Below are 21,606 nucleotides of genomic sequence, written 5' to 3'. Positions count from 1 at the left end.
GCATGCCGTGTTCCACGACCCGTGGCGGAGAATATGGACGCTATCGCCAGAACGGCAATAGGATTGTCTCTGTCTTCAACCGGTTTCTGCGGCATCGGAGCTTTTTGCCCGGGATGCAAATTGCTATGCAGATGCGATGGACCGATTCCATGGCCGAGGCGCACAGCCACCGGTCGAAATGCGAGGTGTGATGACAAAGTCGCAGCCGGCGGGCAGCTATGACGCGCCCTTGGTTGACCGCGGAACGAGAGGCGGAACCGTTTTGCGGTTGCTGTTGCTTGCGCTCGTCCTCGTCTGCGTTGCGATTGCCTTTGTCGTTTTCAAGGATGCCATGGATAACCAGTTGGTGCTGGGCCTGCTCGGCATTCTTGCAATGGTCGGCATCTTCTTCATCGTTTCCTCCATGATCGGCCTTGTCGAGGTCATGCCGCAATACCGGCCCGATGAATTCGCCGCCGGTTATCTTGCAGGCCATCCGGACGGTATTCTCGTGACCGACGGCAAGGGCCGTATCGTCTATGCCAATGCCGCCTATGGCCGATTGACGGGCGCCACAAAGGCCGTCAACGCGCAATCGCTGGAAGCGCTGCTGTCCAAGAATCGCGAAGCAACAGAAGCCCTCTATCGATTGACGGCAGCATTGCGCGAGGGCCGGGAAGGGCACGAGGAGTTCCGCCTGCTCAAGCCGCTTGGCCGCGCCACATCCGGCAGCGCCGGTGCCCACTGGTATCGCTTGAAGGCGCGTATTCTGGTTTCGCCAACCGCCAATACTCCCTTTGATGTCTGGCAAATCGCCGACATCACCTCCGAGCGGGAGGATCAGGAACGATTCTTCCGCGAGCTGCAGAACGCCATCGATTACCTCGATCATGCGCCGGCGGGCTTCTTCTCGGCTGGGCGCAAGGGCGAGGTCTTCTATCTCAATGCCACGCTTGCCGAATGGCTGGGGCTGGATCTCACCAAATTCGTTCCGGGTTCGCTGTCCATGTCCGACCTGGTGGCGGGTGAGGGCATGGCGCTGATCCAGTCCGTAACCGCGAGCCCCGGCGAAAAGCGGACCGAGACGCTCGATCTCGATCTGCGCCGCAGCAACGGCCAGAGCCTGCCGGTCCGGCTGGTGCATTCCGTCAGCTCGACCCGTGATGGTGCTCCCGGCGAAAGCCGGACGATCGTGCTGGGTCGCCAGAAGGGCGATGTGGGCGATCAGTCGGCGTCTGCCATGCGCTTCACCCGCTTCTTCAACAATACCCCGATGGCGATTGCCTCGATTGGCGGCGACGGCAAGATCCTGCGCATCAACGCCCCATTCCTGAAGCTCTTTTCCGGCGTGGTCTCGCGCGATGATGTCGAGGCGGGCGCGTCGCTCGATACCATCGTGCATGAAAGCGCACGCACGGAACTTGCACGGGCGCTCGCTGCCGCCAAGGATCGCCAGGGGGATATCGCGCCGATCGACTGCCGCCATCCGGGCGACGACCAGCGGCACGTGCGCTTCTACGTCAATGCCGTCATCGACGAAAGCGACGAGGCGCCGGAAGAGGTGGCGATCGTCTACGCCGTCGAGACGACGGAGCAGAAGGCGCTCGAAACCCAGATGGCGCAGACGCAGAAGATGAATGCGGTCGGCACACTGGCCGGCGGTATCGCGCACGACTTCAACAACGTGCTGACCGCCATCCTGCTCTCTTCCGACCATCTGCTTCTGCAGGCGCGTCCGTCGGATGCGAGCTTTGCCGATCTCATGGAGATCAAGCGCAACGCCAACCGCGCCGCAGTCTTGGTGCGCCAGCTGCTCGCCTTCTCGCGCAAGCAGACCATGCGTCCGGTCGTGCTGAACCTTACCGATGTGGTGGGCGATCTGCGTATGCTGGTGGACCGGTTGATTTCCGGCACCAATGTGAAGCTTGAGGTCGAGTACGGCCGCGATCTCTGGCCGGTGCGCACGGACCTGTCGCAGTTCGAGCAGGTGCTGATCAATCTCTGCGTCAACGCACGCGACGCCATGCCGAATGGCGGCATGATCCGCGTCCGCACCCGAAACCTGCCTGCGGCAGAAGCTGCATCCTTCCCGGGCGCACGTCTGCCCGCCGAAGATTTCGTCGTCGTCGAGGTTCAGGATAACGGGACGGGCATCCCGCCCGAAATCATGGACAAGATCTTCGAGCCCTTCTTCACGACAAAGGAAGTGGGCAAGGGGACAGGTCTCGGTCTTTCGATGGTCTATGGCATCGTCAAGCAGTCCGGCGGCTATATCTATCCCGAATCGGAAGTGGGGAAGGGAACAACGTTCCGCGTCTTCCTGCCGCGCCATATTCCGGAAATGCAGCCCGTTCCGGTACAGGTCGAGAACCGTGGGGACGCAAGCACGCCTGATGCGCCTGCGACGAGTGCCGCACCGGCCCAGGCGGCCACTGCGCCCGCCGACATGGACCTCACTGGGAAGTCTGCCGTGGTCCTGCTGGTGGAGGACGAAGAGGCGGTCCGGCGTGGCGGCAAGCGCATGTTGGAAACGCGTGGCTATACCGTTCACGAAGCGGGATCGGGCACAGAAGCGCTCGACATCATGGACGAACTCGAGGGCAAGGTAGACATCGTCGTTTCCGACGTGGTGATGCCTGAAATGGACGGCCCAACGCTTCTCACGGAATTGCGCAAGACCTATCCCGACCTCAAGTTCATCTTCGTGTCCGGCTATGCGGAAGATGCCTTTGCCCGCAATCTTCCGGCTGACGCCAAGTTCGGCTTCCTGCCGAAGCCCTTCTCGCTGAAGCAACTGGCTGTTGCCGTGCGGGAAATGCTCGACCGCAACGATTGATTCGCCCTCCGAGCGCTCACGCAGACCTCTCATCTGAACGTCAGGCGAGATGCTGAAACGGAATACGGAAATTTCTGCTGAACGTTTTAAGAACACTCTGCTGAAAAGCGAGCTTAATCAAAGGTTTGGTTGTGGCTTGCGCAATGAGAACAAATAGGGTACATATTCGTCATCGACTCCCTGTTGCCCGCGTGGCTGCAATAACCTAAAGGTGGATCAGATGGCTCAGAATTCGTTGCGGCTCGTAGAGGATAAAACAGTGGATAAAAGCAAGGCTCTGGAAGCGGCGCTGTCTCAGATCGAACGGTCTTTCGGCAAGGGTTCGATCATGAAGCTCGGCGCCAATGAGAGCGTCGTGGAAATTGAGACGGTATCGACGGGTTCTCTGAGCCTGGATATCGCTCTTGGCATTGGCGGTCTGCCCAAGGGTCGCATCATCGAAATCTATGGTCCGGAAAGCTCGGGTAAGACGACGCTGGCACTGCAGACGATTGCGGAAGCTCAGAAGAAGGGCGGCATCTGCGCATTCGTGGACGCCGAACATGCGCTTGATCCGGTCTATGCCCGCAAGCTTGGCGTCGATCTGCAGAACCTCCTGATCTCGCAGCCCGATACGGGCGAGCAGGCGCTTGAGATCACCGACACGCTGGTGCGGTCCGGTGCGGTCGACGTTCTCGTCGTCGACTCGGTTGCGGCACTGACGCCGCGTGCGGAAATCGAAGGCGAAATGGGCGACAACCTGCCGGGCCTCCAGGCGCGCCTCATGAGCCAGGCGCTGCGCAAGCTGACGGCTTCCATCTCCCGTTCGAACTGCATGGTGATATTCATCAACCAGATCCGTATGAAGATCGGTGTGATGTTCGGTTCGCCGGAAACCACCACGGGCGGTAACGCCCTGAAATTCTATGCCTCGGTTCGTCTCGATATCCGCCGTATCGGTGCGGTGAAGGAACGTGAAGAAGTGGTCGGCAACCAGACCCGCGTGAAGGTCGTCAAGAACAAGATGGCGCCTCCCTTCAAGCAGGTCGAATTCGACATCATGTATGGCGAAGGTGTATCCAAAACGGGCGAGCTGATCGATCTGGGCGTCAAGGCTGGCATCGTTGAAAAGTCGGGTGCCTGGTTCTCCTATAATAGCCAGCGTCTGGGGCAAGGGCGTGAAAACGCAAAGACCTTCCTGCGCGACAATCCGGAACTCGGCCGCGAGATCGAGATGGCGCTTCGCCAAAATGCCGGTCTGATTGCCGATCGCTTCCTGCAGAATGGTGGTCCGGATTCGGAAGAGAGTGATGCGGGCAGCGACATGTAATCGTCGCGTCTGATCGCTGTGGTAAATTTACCGGCCGCCATCTGTCGAAAGATGTGCGGCCGGTTTTTTTAGTCCTGCTGGACAGTGTCCGGATGGAACGTTAAAAGCCAATGGTTTTTCAAAGGATGGGCCGCAAGGTGCGGCGGTGAAGCAAGGGCTGAGCATGAGTGGCGTGAATGAAATTCGGTCGACCTTTCTCGACTATTTCCGGAAGAACGGCCATGAGGTCGTTTCATCGAGCCCGCTCGTGCCGCGCAATGACCCGACATTGATGTTTACCAATGCGGGCATGGTGCAGTTCAAGAATGTTTTCACCGGTCTTGAAACACGTCCCTACACGACAGCCACAACCTCGCAGAAGGTCGTGCGCGCTGGCGGCAAGCATAACGACCTCGACAATGTCGGCTATACCGCCCGTCACCTGACCTTCTTCGAAATGCTCGGTAATTTCTCGTTCGGCGATTACTTCAAGGAACGCGCGATCGAGCTGGCCTGGAACCTCGTTACCAAGGGATTCGATCTGCCGAAAAACCGTCTGCTCGTGACCGTCTATGCCGATGACGAAGAAGCGGCGACGCTCTGGAAGAAGATTGCCGGCTTCTCGGACGACAAGATCATCCGCATTCCGACATCCGACAATTTCTGGCAGATGGGCGATACCGGCCCCTGCGGTCCCTGCTCGGAAATCTTCATCGATCAGGGCGAGCATGTCTGGGGCGGTCCGCCCGGTTCGCCTGAGGAAGACGGCGACCGCTTCCTTGAATTCTGGAACCTCGTCTTCATGCAATTCGACCAGACAGCGCCGGGCGAGCGCACGCCGCTGCCGCGTCCGTCGATCGATACGGGCATGGGTCTGGAACGCATGGCCTGCATCCTCCAGGGCGTTCAGAGCGTCTTCGATACGGACCTGTTCCGCAACCTGGTTTCGGCCATTGAAGACGTCGTGGGCGCCAAGGCCGAGGGTGACGCAGCGGCAAGTCATCGCGTGATCGCCGACCATCTGCGCTCCTCCGCCTTCCTGATTGCCGACGGTGTTCTGCCGTCCAATGAAGGCCGCGGCTATGTCCTGCGCCGCATTATGCGCCGCGCCATGCGCCACATGCAGTTGCTCGGCGCGCGCGAGCCGCTGATGTACCGCCTTCTGCCGACTCTGGTCGGCGAAATGGGCCGCGCCTATCCCGAACTTGGCCGTGCGGAAGCGCTGATTTCCGAGACGCTGAAGCTTGAGGAAACCCGTTTCCGCAAGACGCTGGAGCGCGGTCTCGGCCTGCTGAATGATGCAACGGTATCGCTGCATAATGGTGACTCGCTCGATGGCGAGACGGCCTTCAAGCTCTACGACACCTATGGCTTCCCGCTCGACCTGACACAGGATGCGCTTCGCGCCCGCGGCATCGGTGTGGACCTGACCGGCTTCAATGATGCCATGCAGCGCCAGAAGGCGGAAGCCCGCTCGCACTGGGCAGGCTCCGGCGAGAAGGCGACCGAGGCTGTCTGGTTCGAGCTGAAGGAAAAGTTCGGTGCGAGCGAATTCCTTGGCTACGACACCGAGAGCGCCGAGGGTGTGGTCCAGGCGATCGTTCGTGACGGCGCCGTTGTCGATGCCGCATCCAAGGGTGAAACGGTCCAGATCGTCGCCAACCAGACCCCGTTCTACGGCGAGTCCGGCGGCCAGATGGGCGATACCGGCGTGATCTCGACGGATACGGCCAAGCTCGAAGTCACTGACACCCAGAAGAAGGGCGAGGGCCTGTTCGTTCATTCGGCAGTCGTTGCCGAGGGCGTGTTGAAGGCAGGCGACGCCGTGCTTCTGACGGTTGATCATGCCCGCCGTGGTCGCCTGCGCGCCAACCATTCCGCCACCCACCTGCTGCATGAGGCGCTTCGCGAAGTGCTCGGTACCCATGTGGCCCAGAAGGGTTCGCTCGTGGCGCCTGAGCGCCTGCGCTTCGACGTCTCGCATCCGAAGCCGATCTCGGCGGAGGAGTTGCAAAAGGTCGAAGAGATGGCAAACGCCATCGTGCTGCAAAACTCGCCCGTCGCCACTCGCCTGATGAGCGTGGATGATGCCATTGCCGAAGGCGCCATGGCGCTGTTCGGTGAAAAGTATGGCGATGAAGTGCGCGTGGTGTCCATGGGCACTGCCATCGATGGTGAGAAGGCCGGCAAGCCATACTCCGTGGAACTCTGCGGCGGCACGCATGTGCAGTCGACCGGCCAGATCGGTGTGATCCGTATCCTGGCCGACAGCGGCGTGGCCGCCGGTGTTCGCCGTATCGAAGCCGTCACGGCGGAAGGCGCTCGCGCCTACCTCGCCGAGCAGGATGAGCGTGTGAAGGCGCTGGCCGGTGCCCTCAAGGTGCAGCCGGCTGAAGTCCTCGGTCGCGTGGAAACGCTGCTCGATGAGCGCAAGAAGCTGGAGCGCGAACTGGCGGATGCGCGTCGCAAGCTCGCCATGGGCGGCGGCGCTTCGGGTGGCTCTGCCAGCGAGGTGAAGGAGATCGCTGGCATCAAGTTCCTCGGAAAGGCCGTTACCGGCGTTGACGCCAAGGATCTGAAGGGTCTGGTGGACGAGGCCAAGACCGGTCTGGAGTCGGGCGTCGTACTGCTGATTGCGGTTGGCGCGGATGACAAGGCCAGCGCCGTTGTCGGCGTGACGGCGGATCTGACGGCGCGCTTCAGCGCCGTCGATCTGGTGCGCGTCGCTTCCGTTGCGCTCGGCGGCAAGGGCGGCGGCGGCCGCCCTGACATGGCGCAGGCTGGTGGTCCCGATGGCAGCAAGGCGGATGAAGCCATCTCCGCCGTGGCCCAGGCTTTGGCAAGTTGATCGATTTTCAAAGGCGCGGCTCAGGCCGCGCTTTTCGCTTGGGTGAAGGAGAATGACGTGACGCTGGCGGCGGCAATCGACGAGATGGAAGAGGCGACGCCGGAATTCGATGGTGTTCTGAAAAAGCTCTTCCATCTGGCGCCGGATTCTGTCTCCTTCAACAAGCTGCGCAAGCGCCTGCTCCGGCAGATCCGTCAGGCGCTGGATGATTTCGACATGTTGAAGGGTCAGAAGCGCTGGTTGATCGGCCTGTCAGGCGGCAAGGATTCCTATTCGCTGCTGGCGCTGCTCCTGGATCTGCAATGGCGCGGCTTGCTCCCGGTGGAACTGGTCGCCTGCAATCTGGACCAGGGCCAGCCGAATTTTCCAAAACATATCCTGCCGGATTATCTGACGGCGCTCGGCATCCGCCACCGGATCGAATATCGCGACACCTATTCTGTTGTGAAGGAAAAGGTGCCTGAGGGTGCCACCTATTGCTCCCTCTGTTCGCGCCTGCGCCGCGGCAATCTTTATCGGATTGCGCGTGAGGAGGGCTGCGATGCGCTGGTGCTCGGCCACCACCGAGATGATATTCTCGAAACCTTCTTCATGAACCTCTTCCATGGCGGACGGCTCGCGGCCATGCCCGCCAAGCTGTTGAATGACGAGGGTGATCTCTTCGTACTGCGGCCGATGAGCTATTGCGCCGAAGAGGATCTGTCGAAGTTTTCCGCTGCCATGCAGTTCCCGATTATCCCTTGCGATCTCTGCGGCTCGCAGGATGGGTTGCAGCGCAATGCGATGAAGGCGATGCTGACGACCATGGAAACGCAGATGCCGGGCCGAAAGGACCGCATGATCCGCGCGCTCGGCCATGTCAACCCGTCGCATCTGCTTGATCCGAAACTCTTCGATTTTTCCTCCCTCGCTCCCTCCGAAAATTCTTTGCTCTAGTTGAGGTCTATCATGCCTGTTGATGTAATGGCTCTTGCGGACGTGCTGCGGCGCGCCGCCAAGGCGGAAATCCTGCCGCGCTTTCGCCGCCTGAATGCCGGCGATATCCGCGCAAAATCCGAAGCCACCGATCTGGTGACGGAGGCGGATGAGCAGGCGGAGCGTTTCATCCGGGCCGAGGTGCAGAAGTTTGCGCCGAACGCGCTCTTCATCGGCGAAGAATCCGTCGCGGCCGATCCTGATCTGCTCGGCAAGCTGAAGGATGCGGAGCTGGCCGTGATCGTCGATCCCGTCGATGGCACCTTCAACTTTGCTTCCGGCATGCCGGCTTTCGGCGTGATGGCCTCCGTTGTCTACAAGGGTGAAACGGTGGCCGGTCTGATCTATGACCCGATGGGTGACGACTGGGTGATGGCGGAAAAAGGCGGCGGTGCTTTCCTGCGTCGCCCGGATGGCGATGCCGTGCGTTTGGCGGTTGCACCGCAGAAGCCGCTGGAGGCGATGATCGGCATGGCCTCCGCCGCCTACTTTTTCGGCGAGCAGCGCCTGCAGGTGTTGACCAATTTGGCCAAGGTGCGTTTCTTTGCGAGCTATCGCTGCTCGGCTCAGGAATACCGCGTCTTCGCCGGTGGGCACGTGGACTTCGTGATCTACAACAAGCTGATGCCCTGGGATCACCTGGCGGGAACGCTGATTGCGCGCGAGGCGGGGGCGCATGTCGCGAAGTTCGATGGCAGCCCGTATCAGCCGACCGATTTCGAGGGTGGTCTTCTTGTTGCCACCAGCCGCGAAAGCTGGGAGATCCTGCGCCGCGAAATCATCGGCTGAGCGCTGATTTTCCCCGTGAAAAAGCCCTGCGGTCCGGATGGATCGTAGGGCTTTTCTATGACTTAATGCGGATATCAGACGCGAGGATTGTGGGGGCGGAAGAGCCTGCCCTTTTCCGCGATCAGCACAAAGACAAGCCCAATCAGCGAGACCGTCGAGAAGCCGGCGATCAGCGGAAGTGCCGTGCCGTTGAAGGCCTGGCCAATGACCGCGCCGATCGCCGCACCGCCGACCGTGCTCATGAAGCCCAGGACGGAAGATGCCGTGCCCGCGACGTGGCCAAGCGGCTCCATGGCGAGCGAGTTGAAGTTTGCGCCGATCCAGCCGAACTGGAACATGGAGAGGCCAAAGAAGGTGAGAAACACCGCAAACGGCATCGGCTCCGGGCCAACCAGCTGAACGACCATCCATAGGCACGTAACCAGGATGAAGCCGAGCAGTGATGCATGCGACAGGCGCCGCATGCCATAACGGCCGACCAGCTTGGAATTCAGGAAGGATGAGAGCGACATGAAGGCGGCAACGGCGGCGAAGGCGAGGGGGAACCATACGCCGAGGCCGTAGATGCCGACATAGATCTGCTGCGCAGAGTTGATGAAGCCGAACAGCGCACCGAAGATGAAGGTCGCCGAGATGGTGTAGCAGAGCGCAATCCGGTTTGTGAGAACGATACGGAAGCCTTCCGCAATCGATTTTAGCGTCAGGGGGCGCACATCCTCGGAAGCCAGCGTTTCCGGCAATCTCAACCACATCCAGATCAGCACGGCGGCGGCAACAGCGCCGATGAACAGGAAGATCATGTGCCAGTTGCTGAACAGCATGATCACTTGGCCCGTGCCCGGGGCGATGATCGGGACGATCATGAAGACCATCATGATCAAGGACATGACTTCGGCCATGGCGCGCCCGCCGAACACGTCACGCACAATCGAGACGGTCACGACGCGGGTGGAGGCGGCGCCTGCCCCTTGGATGAAGCGCAGCACGAGCAGTCCCGCAAAGGAAGGCACGATCACGATGGCCAGTGAGCATATGATGTAGAGCGAAAGGCCGAAGATCATCGGTGCACGCCGGCCGAAGCGGTCGGTAATGGGGCCGTAGATCAGTTGCGCAAAGCCAAAGCCGAACAGATAGGACGACACGACATACTGGCGGGCATTCACGTTGTCCACGTGAAGCGACTCGCCGATGTTTTGCAAGGCCGGCAACATGACGTCGATGGCAAGCGCGTTCAGCGCCATCAACATGGCCATAAGACCGATGAACTCTGCCTTGCCCATCCCCTTCAGGCGGGCTGACGTCGCTTCTGCAACAGAAGACACAATATAGTTCCTTCAAAGATGAAGGCGCCTTTTGGGCGCCTTCCGCATGCCGGATAATCGGAAAGGGAATGGTGTCAGGCGGCGCCGCGAACGGCGATACCCTGCTCTTCAAAATGCGACTGCAATTCACCGGCCTGGAACATTTCGCGGACGATATCGCAGCCGCCAACGAACTGACCCTTCACGTAAAGCTGCGGGATCGTTGGCCAGTTGGAGTAGTCCTTGATGCCCTGGCGGATTTCCTGGTCAGCCAGAACGTTGATGCCCTTGTAGTCGACGCCGAGGTAGTCGAGAATCTGGACCACCTGGCCCGAGAAACCACACTGCGGGAACTGCGGCGTTCCCTTCATGAAGAGAACGACATCATTGCCCTTCACCTCGCTATCGATCAGATCGTGAATTCCGCTCATAGAACTTGTCCTTGTCTATCCGGGTTCAAGGTCCGGACGCTTCGTGAATGTTAGATAACATGCATAGTCGTAATTTCCAGCCTTCAAATGCGATTGATGCTATCAATTCGCCTGATGGATGGAGGGTCGTCGGTATCAATCGGGTGCTGACGTCTGCAATGCTAGCGCATGCAGGACACCACCCATATTGCCTTTGAGGGCCTCATAGACCATCTGGTGCTGCTGTACGCGTGTCTTGCCCCGGAACGCTTCCGCGACGACTTCCGCGGCGTAATGATCGCCGTCGCCCGCCAGATCGCGGATCGTCACCTTCGCGCCCGGAATGCCGGCCTTGATCATGTCTTCAATGTCGCCGGGATTCATCGGCATCTATGCATTTCCTTCCGTCTTCCTGTCTTCGCTTCTGACAAGACTGCCAAAAGCCGAAAATTTGTCAAAGCCTTATGAAGGTTATTCTCAAGCCATGAAGGTGGGGAACCACTCTTCATGGGCCTTGGTCAGGTTGTCGCGCGACACATTCAGGAGGTCGTCGATCACAAGGGCGTTTCCGCCAACCGTTCCGAGCGTGCGGAAGGGAACGGTTGCTCCCTCGGCATTGGCGCGGACGAAGTTGGCAAGATCGGCGGGCACTGCAATCACGTAGCGGGCCTGATCTTCGCCAAACAGGATGGCATGTGGCTGGCCCTTGCATTCACCCAGCTTGATCTTTGCGCCCTTGCCGGACGCCATGACCATTTCCGCCAATGCGACGGCGAGACCACCCGACGAGATGTCGTGGCAAGCCGTGACCTGCCCATTGCGGATCGCTGTCCGCACGAAGTCGCCGTTGCGGCGTTCTGCCGCGAGATCGACCGCGGGTGCCGGACCGTCCGTCGAACCGACGATATCGCGCAGGTAGATGGAGCTTCCGAGATGGCTTCCGTCGGTCCCGATCATGATCAGCACGTCGCCATCCTTGGCGGAACCAATACGCGCCATCTTTGACCAATCCGGCAGAAGGCCGACGCCAGCAATGGTCGGGGTCGGCAAAATCGCGACGCCATTGGTTTCGTTGTAGAGAGACACGTTGCCGGAGACGATCGGGAAGTCGAGCGCCTTGCAGGCCTCGCCGATGCCCTGAATGGCGCCGACGAACTGGCCCATGATCTCAGGCTTTTCTGGATTGCCGAAGTTCAGGTTGTCAGTGGCGGCCAGCGGCTCGGCGCCGGTCGCGGTGATGTTGCGCCAGCACTCCGCCACAGCCTGCTTGCCACCTTCAATCGGATCGGCTTCGACGTAACGGGGCGTGACGTCGGAGGAGAAGGCAAGCGCCTTGGTCGGATGCGTCTCGACGCGGACCACACCGGCATCGCCGCCCGGGCGCTGCAGCGAGTTGCCCTGGATCAGCGTGTCATACTGCTCATAGACCCAGCGGCGGCTCGATTCGTTGGGGGAACCAACCAGCTTCAGCAGGGCTTCGCCGTAGTTTTCCGGAGCCGGAACCTTCTCCGCTGGCAGCGGGGCGCGACCGTTCGACTTGATCCACGGGCGATCATATTCTGGCGCCTGATCGCCCAGGTCCTTGATCGGCAGGTTGGCCACTTCTTCGCCCTGATGCAGGATACGGAAGCGCAGATCATCTGTGGTCTTGCCGACGATCGCGAAGTCGAGGCCCCACTTGACGAAGATTGCCTTGGCTTCCTCTTCCTTTTCCGGGCGCAGAACCATTAGCATGCGCTCTTGGCTCTCGGAGAGCATCATTTCATAGGCGGTCATGCGCTCTTCGCGAACGGGAACCAGATCGAGGTTGAGTTCAATGCCGAGATCGCCCTTGGCGCCCATTTCAACGGCAGAGCAGGTGAGACCAGCCGCACCCATGTCCTGGATGGCGATGACGGCACCGGTCTGCATCAGCTCCAGGCATGCTTCCAGCAGGCACTTTTCGGTGAAGGGGTCGCCAACCTGCACGGTTGGGCGCTTTTCTTCGATCGACTCATCGAATTCAGCCGACGCCATCGTCGCGCCGCCGACGCCATCACGGCCGGTCTTGGCGCCGAGATAAACGACGGGGAGCCCAACGCCTTCCGCCTTGGAATAGAAGATGCCATCCGTGCGGGCGATACCGGCTGCGAAGGCGTTGACGAGGATGTTGCCGTTATAGCGTTCGTCGAACTCGACTTCGCCGCCGACCGTCGGCACGCCGAAGGAATTGCCATAACCGCCGACACCGGCGACGACACCGGCCACGAGGTGCTTGGTCTTGGGATGATCAGGCGCGCCGAAGCGCAGCGCGTTCATGGCAGCGATCGGTCGTGCGCCCATGGTGAAGACGTCACGCAGAATGCCGCCGACGCCGGTCGCCGCACCCTGATAGGGCTCGATATAGGAAGGATGATTGTGGCTCTCCATCTTGAAGACGACGCAGTCGCCATCATCAATATCGACAACGCCGGCATTTTCGCCCGGACCCTGGATAACGCGCGGGCCCTTGGTCGGCAGCGTGCGGAGCCATTTCTTGGAAGATTTGTAGGAGCAGTGCTCGTTCCACATGGCGGAAAAGATGCCAAGCTCCGTGAAGCTTGGTTCCCGGCCGATGAGATCCAGAATCCGCTGATATTCGTCCGGCTTCAGGCCGTGGGCGGCAACGAGTTCGGGAGTAATCTGGATGCTGTTGGAAATCGTCATCTTGTTCTCTACGCTGGCGGTCCGGATGGCGTCTCTTTAGCGTAGATGCTTTGGCGGCGCGACAGGAAATTTCCAATCGCGCCCGCCCAATCAGGTTCTTTTTGCGGTTCTTGTACCGTCAGAACTTGTAGCCGATCATGACGCCGCCACGGGTCAGACCGTTGTTGGTATCGCCGCAGAGGTTGGCGTGCGAGGAATGCTCTGCCTGGGCAACGATGCGCCAGTTCTTGTCTAGGTTCACACCGGCGGCAACGTATTCGTGGAAGAGCGCGTTGCAACCGACAAACGGGCCGCGACCACCGTCGGGTTCGCGCGTGCCGTCGTTCAAGCTGCCGCCGAAACCGGCTTCCAGGAAGAACTGGTCAGTGAGGTTCACCGTCCAGGAGAAGCCCGCATAAATCTGATTGGTTTCGCCAGCCGTGCTCACGTCACCACCGACGTGGATACGTGGACGAATGAAGCGGTCCCAACCGGTGGCTTCAAAGTGATTCCAGGGGTCGAAGAAGACCATGCCGGTGATGAAGGAACCCTTTTCATCATTGGTGAAGGTCTTGTCGATGCCGACCTGCCAACCGAATCGCGCTTCATCGAAAATCGGCTTTTCGAGCGTCGCGGGTTGGCTGGATGCATAATCGGCGGAAATGGCGGGATTGGCCGATACAAGGGCGCTGGCGCAAAGCAGTGCAGAAATGACCAGCTTGGAGGCCGTAAACTGTCGCATTAGTCGGTTCGACTCCGTGATACCTCTGAGCTGCGACACTGCGTCGAAGCAGTCAGTGGCACGGAACGTAGACGCGCATCTGACCGTAAAGCAATAGTGAAAATGATGAAACCGGATATGAGTCACTTAAGATGTTTGGTGACTGTTGCAGGAACGGGACGGCCTTCCGGATGGACGTGTCGTGTGCTTCAGATAGATCTTATCATGACGATCGAGCCCGCCTGATCGGCGAGCCCACGGAATCAAAGCTTACTGGTTCAGCAACCCTTGGCGCCATTGGCCCAACGCACCACGTCGTGACGGATACGTTCACCGGCAGGCCCCTGCATCAGTGGACCAAACGCATCGAGACGCGCCGGATGGCCTTCGGCCTGCACCACGAGGGCAGGGCGCGATTCGGGGCTGCGCTTTGGAACAGCCAGAATACGCGGACGGCCGGAGAAGGAATTCAGTTCCGGTGCGAGCCGGTAATCCTTGAAGGCCGGATCGCCCGATTTGAACCAGCAGCTATTGGCGGCAACGGCCACGCGTTCCATGGTCGACAAAGCGCTTTTGTCCGGCACGGGCGCGGAGGAGCGCTGCGACTGGCATGCGGAAAGTGCAAGCGCGGCCATGACGGCTACTCCGCCCAACGAGATAAAATGCTTCATGTCAGGCGGCAATCACATCCAGTGCGGAGGCAAAGATGCCACGACCATCGCTGCCACCATGCGCGGCCTCGATGAGGTTTTCCGGGTGAGGCATCATGCCAAGCACGTTACCGGCCTGGTTGACGACGCCTGCGATATCCAGCAGCGAACCATTGGGGTTGGTGCCATCTGCATAGCGGAAGACGATCTGGCCATTACCCTGAATACCCTTCAGGGTTTCGTCATCCACGAAGTAGTTGCCATCGTGGTGGGCGACGGGGCAGCGGATGATCTGGCCCTGCTCGTAGGCGCGCGTGAAGTCCGTGTCGGCATTGACGACTTCGAGCTTCACTTCCTTGCAGACGAACTTGAGAGAGGTGTTGCGCATGAGAGCGCCCGGCAGCATGCCCGCCTCGACCAGGATCTGGAAGCCGTTGCAGACGCCGAGAACCTTCACGCCCTTTTCCGCCTTTTCGCGAATGGCCTGCATGACCGGCATGCGAGCCGCAATCGCGCCGCAGCGCAGGTAGTCCCCATAGGAGAAGCCGCCGGGGATGACGATCAGGTCGACATCCGGGATCTCGGTTTCCGTCTGCCAGACGGTAACCGGTGCCTTGCCGGAAATCTTGGTCAGCGCCGCGATCATGTCGCGGTCACGATTGAGGCCTGGAAGCTGAACGACGGCGGACTTCATGGGTGGGGCTCAAACCTTGCTTGTGCTTCTGACAGTTCTCGAAGTTCGAGACGGTTTTCGATCCGATCGAGGCGTGCCTCATGTCGGGATAGCGTCGAGTAGATGTTATGAATGTCCTGGTGAATGGACACCATGGCTCCGCGCATTGCGTTCATCTCAGAGCGAAGCTCGCTCAACGCGGAATCCACTTTGTCAAAGCGTGCGTTTAACCTCTTCATCAGCTCAAACATCAATTCGTTGGTGATGTCGGCCATCGCACGCTCCACAACCTTCAGGTGAGGGCGATAGAATAGTTCTCAATCACCGTGTTGGCCAGAAGCTTTTCGCACATGGCCTTGAGGTCAGCTTCGGCTTTGGCCTGATCGTTGGTGTCGAGCTCGACATCGAAGACCTTGCCCTGACGAACCTGATGAACGCCGTGAAAGCCAAGGCTGCCAAGCGCGCCTTCGATGGCCTTGCCCTGCGGGTCCAGAACGCCGTTCTTCAATGTGACGGTTACGCGTGCCTTGATCACTGAATGCTCCCCTGACGGCTTACTGTACCAGAACCGGACCCGTGCCTCGGATCGGCTCGTTCTCGTTGATGACGCCCAAGCGGCGTGCGACTTCAGAATAGGCTTCCAGCAGTCCGCCCATGTCGCGGCGGAAGCGGTCCTTGTCCATGCGTTCCTTGGTCTCGATGTCCCAAAGGCGGCAGCTGTCCGGCGAGATTTCATCTGCCAGAATAATGCGCATCAGGTCACCTTCGAACAGGCGGCCGCATTCGATCTTGAAGTCGACCAGCTGAATGCCGACGCCCAGGAAAAGGCCGGACAGGAAGTCGTTGACGCGAATGGCGAGCGCCATGATGTCGTCGAGCTCGGCGGGGTTCGCCCAGCCGAAGGCTGTAATGTGCTCTTCGGAGACCATGGGGTCACCGAGCTGATCCGACTTGTAGTAGAACTCGATGATCGAACGCGGCAAGACCGTGCCTTCCTCGATGCCGAGACGTTCGGAAAGGGAGCCAGCGGCAACGTTGCGAACGACGATCTCGAGCGGGATGATCTCCACTTCCTTGATCAGCTGCTCGCGCATGTTGAGGCGGCGGATGAAGTGGGTCGGGATGCCGATTTTGTTGAGATGCGTGAAGATGTATTCGGAGATCCGGTTGTTCAGGACGCCCTTGCCATCGATGATGTCATGCTTCTTCTTGTTGAACGCAGTCGCATCGTCCTTGAAGAATTGGATCAGCGTTCCTGGTTCAGGGCCTTCGTAAAGGATCTTGGCCTTGCCTTCGTAAATACGGCGGCGACGGTTCATGATGTCTTTTCTCGTTTGTTCAGAGGCGCCCATACGGCGCGATAAATGAAGCTTGAGCGGTCCCATAACGGAAAACGGTCGGTTTCACAATGCGCCACCGTCGATCCACTCACATTGAGACGGGGCAAAAGGAATCGTTCACCTTGCCCCTACACGTTTTTTCAAAGAGGTCCTGCTTATATGCCGAGCAGAGGCGGAACAAACGCCCGGAAACAGAAGCAAAACGGGGATTTTCGATGATTACTCTCAAGGATCGTGCTCGCGCTCTGGAGAACAAGTTTGCCTATGAGCAGGACGTTGTTTTCCGCGCGGCCGCCCGCCGCAACAAATTGGTGGGTCTTTGGGCCGCGCAACTTATGGAGCGGACCGACCCGATCGCCTATGCGGAAGAACTTGCCGCCTGGGCCGTCAACAATCCCTCATCCGAAGAGTTAGTCACGCAATTGCGTCGGGATTTCGACGCTGCTCGCGTGGCATTTCCGGAAGACGGACTGGCGGATCGACTGAATGCCATGCTGGTTGAAGTTCTCGCCGACATGAAGGCTGCGGCCTGACCGCCGAGCCGGTTTGTCCGCCTCAGGGCTTCAAGCCACCCAGAAAACGCGCAAACACCATCGTGCCTTCCGGCCACGGCCCGTGTCCGGAATCGGCATTGATGTGTCCGGCTTCGCCCGCGTCTATCAGCAGGGATCCCCAGGCATTGGTAATGTCATCGGCATGGTCGTAGGTGCCGAAGGGATCATTGCGGCTGGCGATCGTCATCGACGGGAAGGGCAGCGGATCGCGCGGATAGGGCCCAAAGGTCATCAGGTGTTTGGGCCTAATATCCGGATTTGCCACGTCCGGCGGCGCAACGAAAAAGGCACCCGCCACCTTCTTGCGAAAATGCGGGATGGCGTGGATGGCTGTCGGTACGCCCAGCGAATGGGCCACCAGCACGACCGGCTTGGTCGCGGCGTTGACTTCTTCCGCCACGCGGCTCACCCAGTCCTCGCGTACGGGCTTCGACCACTCTGCCTGCTCCACGCGGCGCGCAGTGGCGAGCTTTGATTCCCATCGGGTCTGCCAATGGTCGGGCCCGGAATTGGTGTAGCCTGGAATAATCAGGATATCTGCTTCGGATGCTTTCATGGCGCCTTATGTCATGTTTGTGACGGGTTGCGTCAAGAGTTTGGACCTATAGCAAACGCCATCGAAGCGTGCATCGCTCCGATTGGACTCTGATGTGCAGTATGCTTGATCAGCCGAAGACGCGGCGGAAAATCGTATCGACGTGCTTGGTGTGATAGCCGAGATCGAACTTTTCGCGGATCTGGTCTTCACTCAGGGCTGCGCGCACTTCGGCGTCAGCCAGCAGCTCTTCCAGGAAATCCTTGCCCTGTTCCCAGACCTTCATGGCGTTGCGCTGTACGAGGCGATAGCTGTCCTCGCGGGAGACACCGGCCTGGGTCAGGGCCAAGAGGACGCGCTGCGAATGCACGAGGCCGCGGAACTTGTTCATGTTCTTCAGCATGTTGTCCGGATAGATCACCAGCTTTTCGATCACGCCGGCGAGACGGTTCAGCGCAAAATCGAGCGTAATCGTCGTATCCGGACCGATGGCGCGCTCGACGCTCGAATGGCTGATGTCGCGCTCGTGCCAGAGCGCCACGTTTTCCAGAGCGGGCACCACCGACATACGGACGAGGCGGGCAAGGCCGGTCAGGTTTTCCGTCAGAACCGGGTTGCGCTTGTGCGGCATGGCAGACGAACCCTTCTGGCCGGGCGAGAAGAATTCTTCCGCTTCCAGAACTTCCGTGCGCTGCATGTGGCGGATTTCGATCGCGACATTTTCGATGGAGGAGGCGATCACGCCGAGCGTCGCGAAGAACATGGCATGGCGATCCCGCGGGATGACCTGCGTCGAGATCGGCTCCGGCACGAGGCCGAGCTTGGCGCAGACATGCTCTTCGACGCGCGGATCGATGTTGGCGAAGGTGCCGACAGCGCCTGATATAGCGCCGGTCGCGATCTCGGCGCGTGCGTTGACGAGGCGCGTGCGGTTACGGGCCATCTCGGCATAGAAGCGCGCAAAGGTCAGGCCCATGGTGGTGGGCTCGGCATGGATGCCATGGCTGCGGCCGATGCGGATGGTATCCTTGTGCTCGAAGGCGCGGGCCTTGAGGGCTGCAAGAACGCGGTCCATGTCGGCAAGCAGGATGTCGGCAGCGCGCACGAGCTGGATGTTCAGCGTCGTATCCAGCACGTCGGACGAGGTCATGCCCTGGTGGACGAAGCGGCTGTCGGGGCCGACGAATTCCGCAAGATGCGTCAGGAAGGCAATCACGTCATGCTTGGTGACGGCTTCGATCTCATCGATGCGGGCCACGTTGAATTCCGCAGCGCCGCCCTTTTCCCAGATGGTTTTGGCCGCTTCCTTCGGGATGACGCCGAGATCTGCCAGTGCGTCGCAGGCATAGGCCTCGATCTCGAACCAGATGCGGAATTTCGTTTCGGGAGACCAGATGGCAACCATTTCGGGGCGCGAGTAGCGGGGGATCATGGACTATACTTTCTGGAAAACAGGTAATTTGCGCCCCCTCTAGCAAATGGAGGGAGGAATCTCAACGTTGCCGGCGCACAAGAAGATAGGAGGCAAGGATGGCGGCGAGCGGTGCCCAGGGGAGATAGAGCCTGAGCCCGATCACCAGGAACTGATAGGTGGCAGATGCCGAGGTGAACAGGAACTGCAGCGTCCAGTCGATGGAGAAGGCGGTGGCATGCCAGCGCGCATAGAAGGCGCGGTAATCCAGCGCAAACAGAAAGGCGGTGAAGGCAAACGTGGCGCCCGCCAGGAATACCGTCATGAGCGGCCAGCGCCATCGAAATGACAAGCGCCGACCGACGGCCAGATCCGCCAGTTCCGTGGCAAGCCATCCGAGAAGACTGCCGGTGAATGCCACCAGCAGCAATTCATCGCGGTGGAAGGTCTCCAGCCTCTCAGCCTGCCAGAGGCTGAGAAGCAGGATGGCGGAGCAGGCGAGGGACCAGAGCAGGCCGCCAGCCAGCATGTGCAACGGGCGGAGTCGAAAGGCAGCGCTGGCCGGGTTCTCGCTCAAGCATCCGCGCTTTCGGCGGCCTGCCGCAGCGCCGCGATGTTCTGCCGGTAGCTTTCGACGCTGCCGCCCTTGAAGACGGCAGAGCCTGCCACGAACACGTTAGCGCCGGCTGCCGTGGCGGCACCGATGGTTTCCGGCGTAATGCCGCCATCGACTTCCAGTTCGATAGGCCGGTCACCGATCAGGGTGCGGGCATCGCGGATCTTTTCTTCCATGGCGGGAATGAACTTCTGGCCGCCAAAGCCCGGATTGACGCTCATGATCAGGATCAGGTCGATGTCATCGAGAACGTTCTCGATGGAGGAAAGCGAAGTGCCCGGGTTGAGGGTCACGCCCACCTTCTTGCCGAGATTGCGGATCGTCTGCAGCGAGCGATGCAAATGAGGGCCTGCCTCCGCATGCACGGTAATGCTGTCGCAGCCCGCCTTGGCGAAGGCCTCCAGATAGGGGTCGGCGGGCGCAATCATCAGGTGGCAATCGAAGAAGGCTTTCGTATGCGGACGCAGCGCCTTGATGACGTCGGGGCCGAAGGAAATGTTCGGCACGAAATGGCCGTCCATCACATCCAGATGAATCCAGTCCGCCCCTGCGGCCACGACGTCACGCACCTCCTGGCCGAGCTTGGCAAAGTCGGCGGCGAGAATGGACGGGGCAATGCGGATCGGCAGCGAAGCGGCTTCTGACATGGGGCGGCAATCTCCGGTGATGACTTTTGCCGCGACCGCTTAACACCGCGCTAAGGCGGGGACAACACGGCAAATTTACTCGGTTGCTGGTCCAACGGGGCGAAAGCTGCCACCGCGCCATTCCTGCAGGCGATAAGGATTATCCACCAGCTCGTGATCCTTGCCGATGCGGAGGCGGCCAATCACCGTCTCCGTGCTGCTATCGGTCAGAGACTGCGACGCCGTGATGTTTTGCGACGTCATGCGCTTTGCGGCTTCGCTGGCCACCTGGACGGCCGCAAAGGCGGGCAGGACATAGCCATCAGGTTCGATATTGCCGGTGCGCAGGATGACGACCGCGTTGGCGGCCTCCGGCAGAAGCGCGTAGTCGGGCAGGGCGACGGCCAGCACACCGTCTTTCAGTGCTACGGGACGGTTGGCGGCCCGCAGGGCGTCACCGCCGAGGAAGGTGAGGCCCAAATTATCGCCTGCTACATCGCGCGCCATGATGGCCACATCATTGCGGTCTGCGCCGACGAAGACATGGGTTGCGCCGGTTTTTGCCAGTCGCCGCACCAGCGATAATTGCTGTTCCTGGCCCGGGCGCAGCGTATCGGTGAAGGCGGGCTTGATGCCGCCCGTTTCCAGCCGCTGGCGGATGACGCTGACGAGGTCGCGGCCATAGATGGTGCCGTCATCGACCAGCGCGATGGATTTTGTCTGCCATTGGGAGAGGATCGTATCGGCGAGCTTTTGGCCCTCCTCACCATCGACAGGCGCCAGCCGGAAGAACGGCCAGCCGTAGCGCAGCGAATCCTCCATCAGGATTTTCGAGCGCACCGAAACGGTCAGGGCAGCAATGCCGGCATCCTTAAGGATCGGCAGTGTCTCGGACAGGGTTTCCACACACAGAAAGCCAACGGCAATGCTGACCTTGGCATCCTTCAGCTTCTGCGCGATCTGCTTGCCGGAACCCTGCTCGCAGCTTTCCTCCACTTCCACCAGCGTGTCTTCACCGGCAGCGGCGCGGGCACCATCCAGGATCTGAGCCCCGAGCATGGCATAGGGCCCGTTTTTCGGCGCAACGACGCCGATGGTGGCAGCACTCGCACCTGTCGCGAGGCACAAGCCGAAAGCCAATGAAACGAGCCGATGCGTCAGACGCGGCATACACAAAATCCTCATGTGTTCATCGTGGTTTAGCGCAGAGCGAGGAGACAGGCAAATCAATCGGTGACTGCGGCCAACCTACCTCCCCTTGATGGGGCAGTGTTTACTGAGGACTCCCGATGAGGTGCCTGTTAAAGAACAGTGTGAGCGTTATCTCCAGCATGTCATGAGTTTTGGAGAAACGCTTTGAGCGTCGATTGAAGCGCGCCAGATTATCCCT

General features: G+C 60.1%; 21 protein-coding genes. 6 read left to right on the top strand and 15 right to left on the bottom strand.

Annotated features, from left to right (window positions below; genetic code table 11):
- Positions 1 to 190: 190 nt before the first annotated feature.
- The 5 genes from cckA to Q2T52_RS20820 all read left to right on the top strand — a co-directional run bounded on the left by cckA (position 191) and on the right by Q2T52_RS20820 (position 8,715).
- Positions 191 to 2,815, top strand: coding sequence for a cell cycle histidine kinase CckA (gene cckA / locus Q2T52_RS20840; RefSeq protein WP_302078788.1), 2,625 nt, complete (start codon positions 191 to 193; stop codon positions 2,813 to 2,815).
- Positions 2,816 to 3,035: 220 nt separating this feature from the next.
- Positions 3,036 to 4,124 (top strand): recombinase RecA, encoded by a 1,089-nt coding sequence (gene recA / locus Q2T52_RS20835; RefSeq protein WP_302078787.1) that lies wholly within the window; start codon positions 3,036 to 3,038, stop codon positions 4,122 to 4,124.
- A gap of 163 nt (positions 4,125 to 4,287) precedes the next feature.
- Entirely contained in the window at positions 4,288 to 6,951 is a 2,664-nt protein-coding gene (alaS, locus tag Q2T52_RS20830) for an alanine--tRNA ligase (protein ID WP_302078786.1), read from the top strand.
- A 57-nt stretch (positions 6,952 to 7,008) separates the two neighbouring features.
- Positions 7,009 to 7,887 carry a tRNA 2-thiocytidine(32) synthetase TtcA gene (gene ttcA / locus Q2T52_RS20825; protein ID WP_436799567.1) on the top strand — a complete coding sequence of 293 codons (879 nt, stop codon included), beginning with the start codon at positions 7,009 to 7,011 and terminating at the stop codon, positions 7,885 to 7,887.
- Positions 7,888 to 7,899: 12 nt separating this feature from the next.
- A complete protein-coding gene (locus tag Q2T52_RS20820; RefSeq protein WP_436799566.1) occupies positions 7,900 to 8,715 on the top strand; it encodes an inositol monophosphatase family protein in 816 nt (271 codons plus the stop codon).
- Positions 8,716 to 8,789: 74 nt separating this feature from the next.
- Here Q2T52_RS20820 and Q2T52_RS20815 read toward each other — a convergent pair whose 3' ends face one another.
- The 10 genes from Q2T52_RS20815 to purC all read right to left on the bottom strand — a co-directional run bounded on the left by Q2T52_RS20815 (position 8,790) and on the right by purC (position 16,453).
- A complete protein-coding gene (locus Q2T52_RS20815) occupies positions 8,790 to 10,037 on the bottom strand; it encodes a multidrug effflux MFS transporter (protein ID WP_302078784.1) in 1,248 nt (415 codons plus the stop codon).
- Between the two features lie 74 nt (positions 10,038 to 10,111).
- Positions 10,112 to 10,447, bottom strand: coding sequence for a Grx4 family monothiol glutaredoxin (gene grxD, locus Q2T52_RS20810; RefSeq protein WP_302078783.1), 336 nt, complete (start codon positions 10,445 to 10,447; stop codon positions 10,112 to 10,114).
- A gap of 135 nt (positions 10,448 to 10,582) precedes the next feature.
- Positions 10,583 to 10,816: a BolA/IbaG family iron-sulfur metabolism protein gene (locus Q2T52_RS20805; RefSeq protein WP_302078781.1), complete on the bottom strand. Its 234-nt coding sequence runs from the start codon at positions 10,814 to 10,816 to the stop codon at positions 10,583 to 10,585.
- A gap of 87 nt (positions 10,817 to 10,903) precedes the next feature.
- Positions 10,904 to 13,111, bottom strand: coding sequence for a phosphoribosylformylglycinamidine synthase subunit PurL (gene purL, locus Q2T52_RS20800; protein WP_302078780.1), 2,208 nt, complete (start codon positions 13,109 to 13,111; stop codon positions 10,904 to 10,906).
- Positions 13,112 to 13,229: 118 nt separating this feature from the next.
- Positions 13,230 to 13,832, bottom strand: coding sequence for an acyloxyacyl hydrolase (locus Q2T52_RS20795; RefSeq protein WP_302078779.1), 603 nt, complete (start codon positions 13,830 to 13,832; stop codon positions 13,230 to 13,232).
- A gap of 257 nt (positions 13,833 to 14,089) precedes the next feature.
- Entirely contained in the window at positions 14,090 to 14,482 is a 393-nt protein-coding gene (locus Q2T52_RS20790; protein ID WP_302078778.1) for a hypothetical protein, read from the bottom strand.
- 1 nt (position 14,483) lies between these two features.
- The gene (purQ, locus tag Q2T52_RS20785; protein WP_302078777.1) at positions 14,484 to 15,155 is read right to left on the bottom strand and encodes a phosphoribosylformylglycinamidine synthase subunit PurQ; all 672 of its coding nucleotides are present in this window, start codon (positions 15,153 to 15,155) and stop codon (positions 14,484 to 14,486) included.
- A complete protein-coding gene (locus Q2T52_RS20780; protein ID WP_302078776.1) occupies positions 15,152 to 15,409 on the bottom strand; it encodes a hypothetical protein in 258 nt (85 codons plus the stop codon). The genes purQ and Q2T52_RS20780 overlap by 4 nt, the downstream gene beginning before the upstream one ends.
- Before the next feature lie 17 nt (positions 15,410 to 15,426).
- Positions 15,427 to 15,669 carry a phosphoribosylformylglycinamidine synthase subunit PurS gene (gene purS / locus Q2T52_RS20775; protein ID WP_302078775.1) on the bottom strand — a complete coding sequence of 81 codons (243 nt, stop codon included), beginning with the start codon at positions 15,667 to 15,669 and terminating at the stop codon, positions 15,427 to 15,429.
- Positions 15,670 to 15,688: 19 nt separating this feature from the next.
- Positions 15,689 to 16,453, bottom strand: coding sequence for a phosphoribosylaminoimidazolesuccinocarboxamide synthase (gene purC / locus Q2T52_RS20770; protein WP_302078774.1), 765 nt, complete (start codon positions 16,451 to 16,453; stop codon positions 15,689 to 15,691).
- Between the two features lie 236 nt (positions 16,454 to 16,689).
- On the opposite strand from purC, the gene Q2T52_RS20765 reads away from it, so the two are divergent.
- Positions 16,690 to 17,007 carry an ATPase inhibitor subunit zeta gene (locus Q2T52_RS20765; RefSeq protein WP_302078773.1) on the top strand — a complete coding sequence of 106 codons (318 nt, stop codon included), beginning with the start codon at positions 16,690 to 16,692 and terminating at the stop codon, positions 17,005 to 17,007.
- A 22-nt stretch (positions 17,008 to 17,029) separates the two neighbouring features.
- On the opposite strand, the gene Q2T52_RS20760 is transcribed toward Q2T52_RS20765, so the two are convergent.
- From Q2T52_RS20760 to Q2T52_RS20740, 5 genes are all read right to left on the bottom strand, one after another.
- Entirely contained in the window at positions 17,030 to 17,584 is a 555-nt protein-coding gene (locus Q2T52_RS20760) for an RBBP9/YdeN family alpha/beta hydrolase (protein ID WP_302078772.1), read from the bottom strand.
- 109 nt (positions 17,585 to 17,693) lie between these two features.
- Complete coding sequence (gene purB / locus Q2T52_RS20755; protein WP_302078771.1) at positions 17,694 to 18,995, bottom strand: adenylosuccinate lyase; 1,302 nt, start codon at positions 18,993 to 18,995, stop codon at positions 17,694 to 17,696.
- 61 nt (positions 18,996 to 19,056) lie between these two features.
- On the bottom strand, positions 19,057 to 19,551 hold the full coding sequence (locus Q2T52_RS20750) for a hypothetical protein (RefSeq protein WP_302078770.1): 495 nt from the start codon (positions 19,549 to 19,551) through the stop codon (positions 19,057 to 19,059).
- Entirely contained in the window at positions 19,548 to 20,237 is a 690-nt protein-coding gene (gene rpe, locus Q2T52_RS20745; protein ID WP_302078769.1) for a ribulose-phosphate 3-epimerase, read from the bottom strand. Before rpe ends, Q2T52_RS20750 begins: the two co-directional genes overlap by 4 nt.
- A gap of 75 nt (positions 20,238 to 20,312) precedes the next feature.
- Positions 20,313 to 21,386 carry a branched-chain amino acid ABC transporter substrate-binding protein gene (locus Q2T52_RS20740; RefSeq protein ID WP_302078767.1) on the bottom strand — a complete coding sequence of 358 codons (1,074 nt, stop codon included), beginning with the start codon at positions 21,384 to 21,386 and terminating at the stop codon, positions 20,313 to 20,315.
- Positions 21,387 to 21,606: the final 220 nt, after the last annotated feature.

Source organism: Rhizobium oryzicola (assembly GCF_030504645.1).
Lineage (GTDB): Bacteria > Pseudomonadota > Alphaproteobacteria > Rhizobiales > Rhizobiaceae > Neorhizobium > Neorhizobium oryzicola.
Note: the sequence above shows the minus strand (reverse complement) of the source record. Positions and strands in the feature narration are given on the sequence as shown.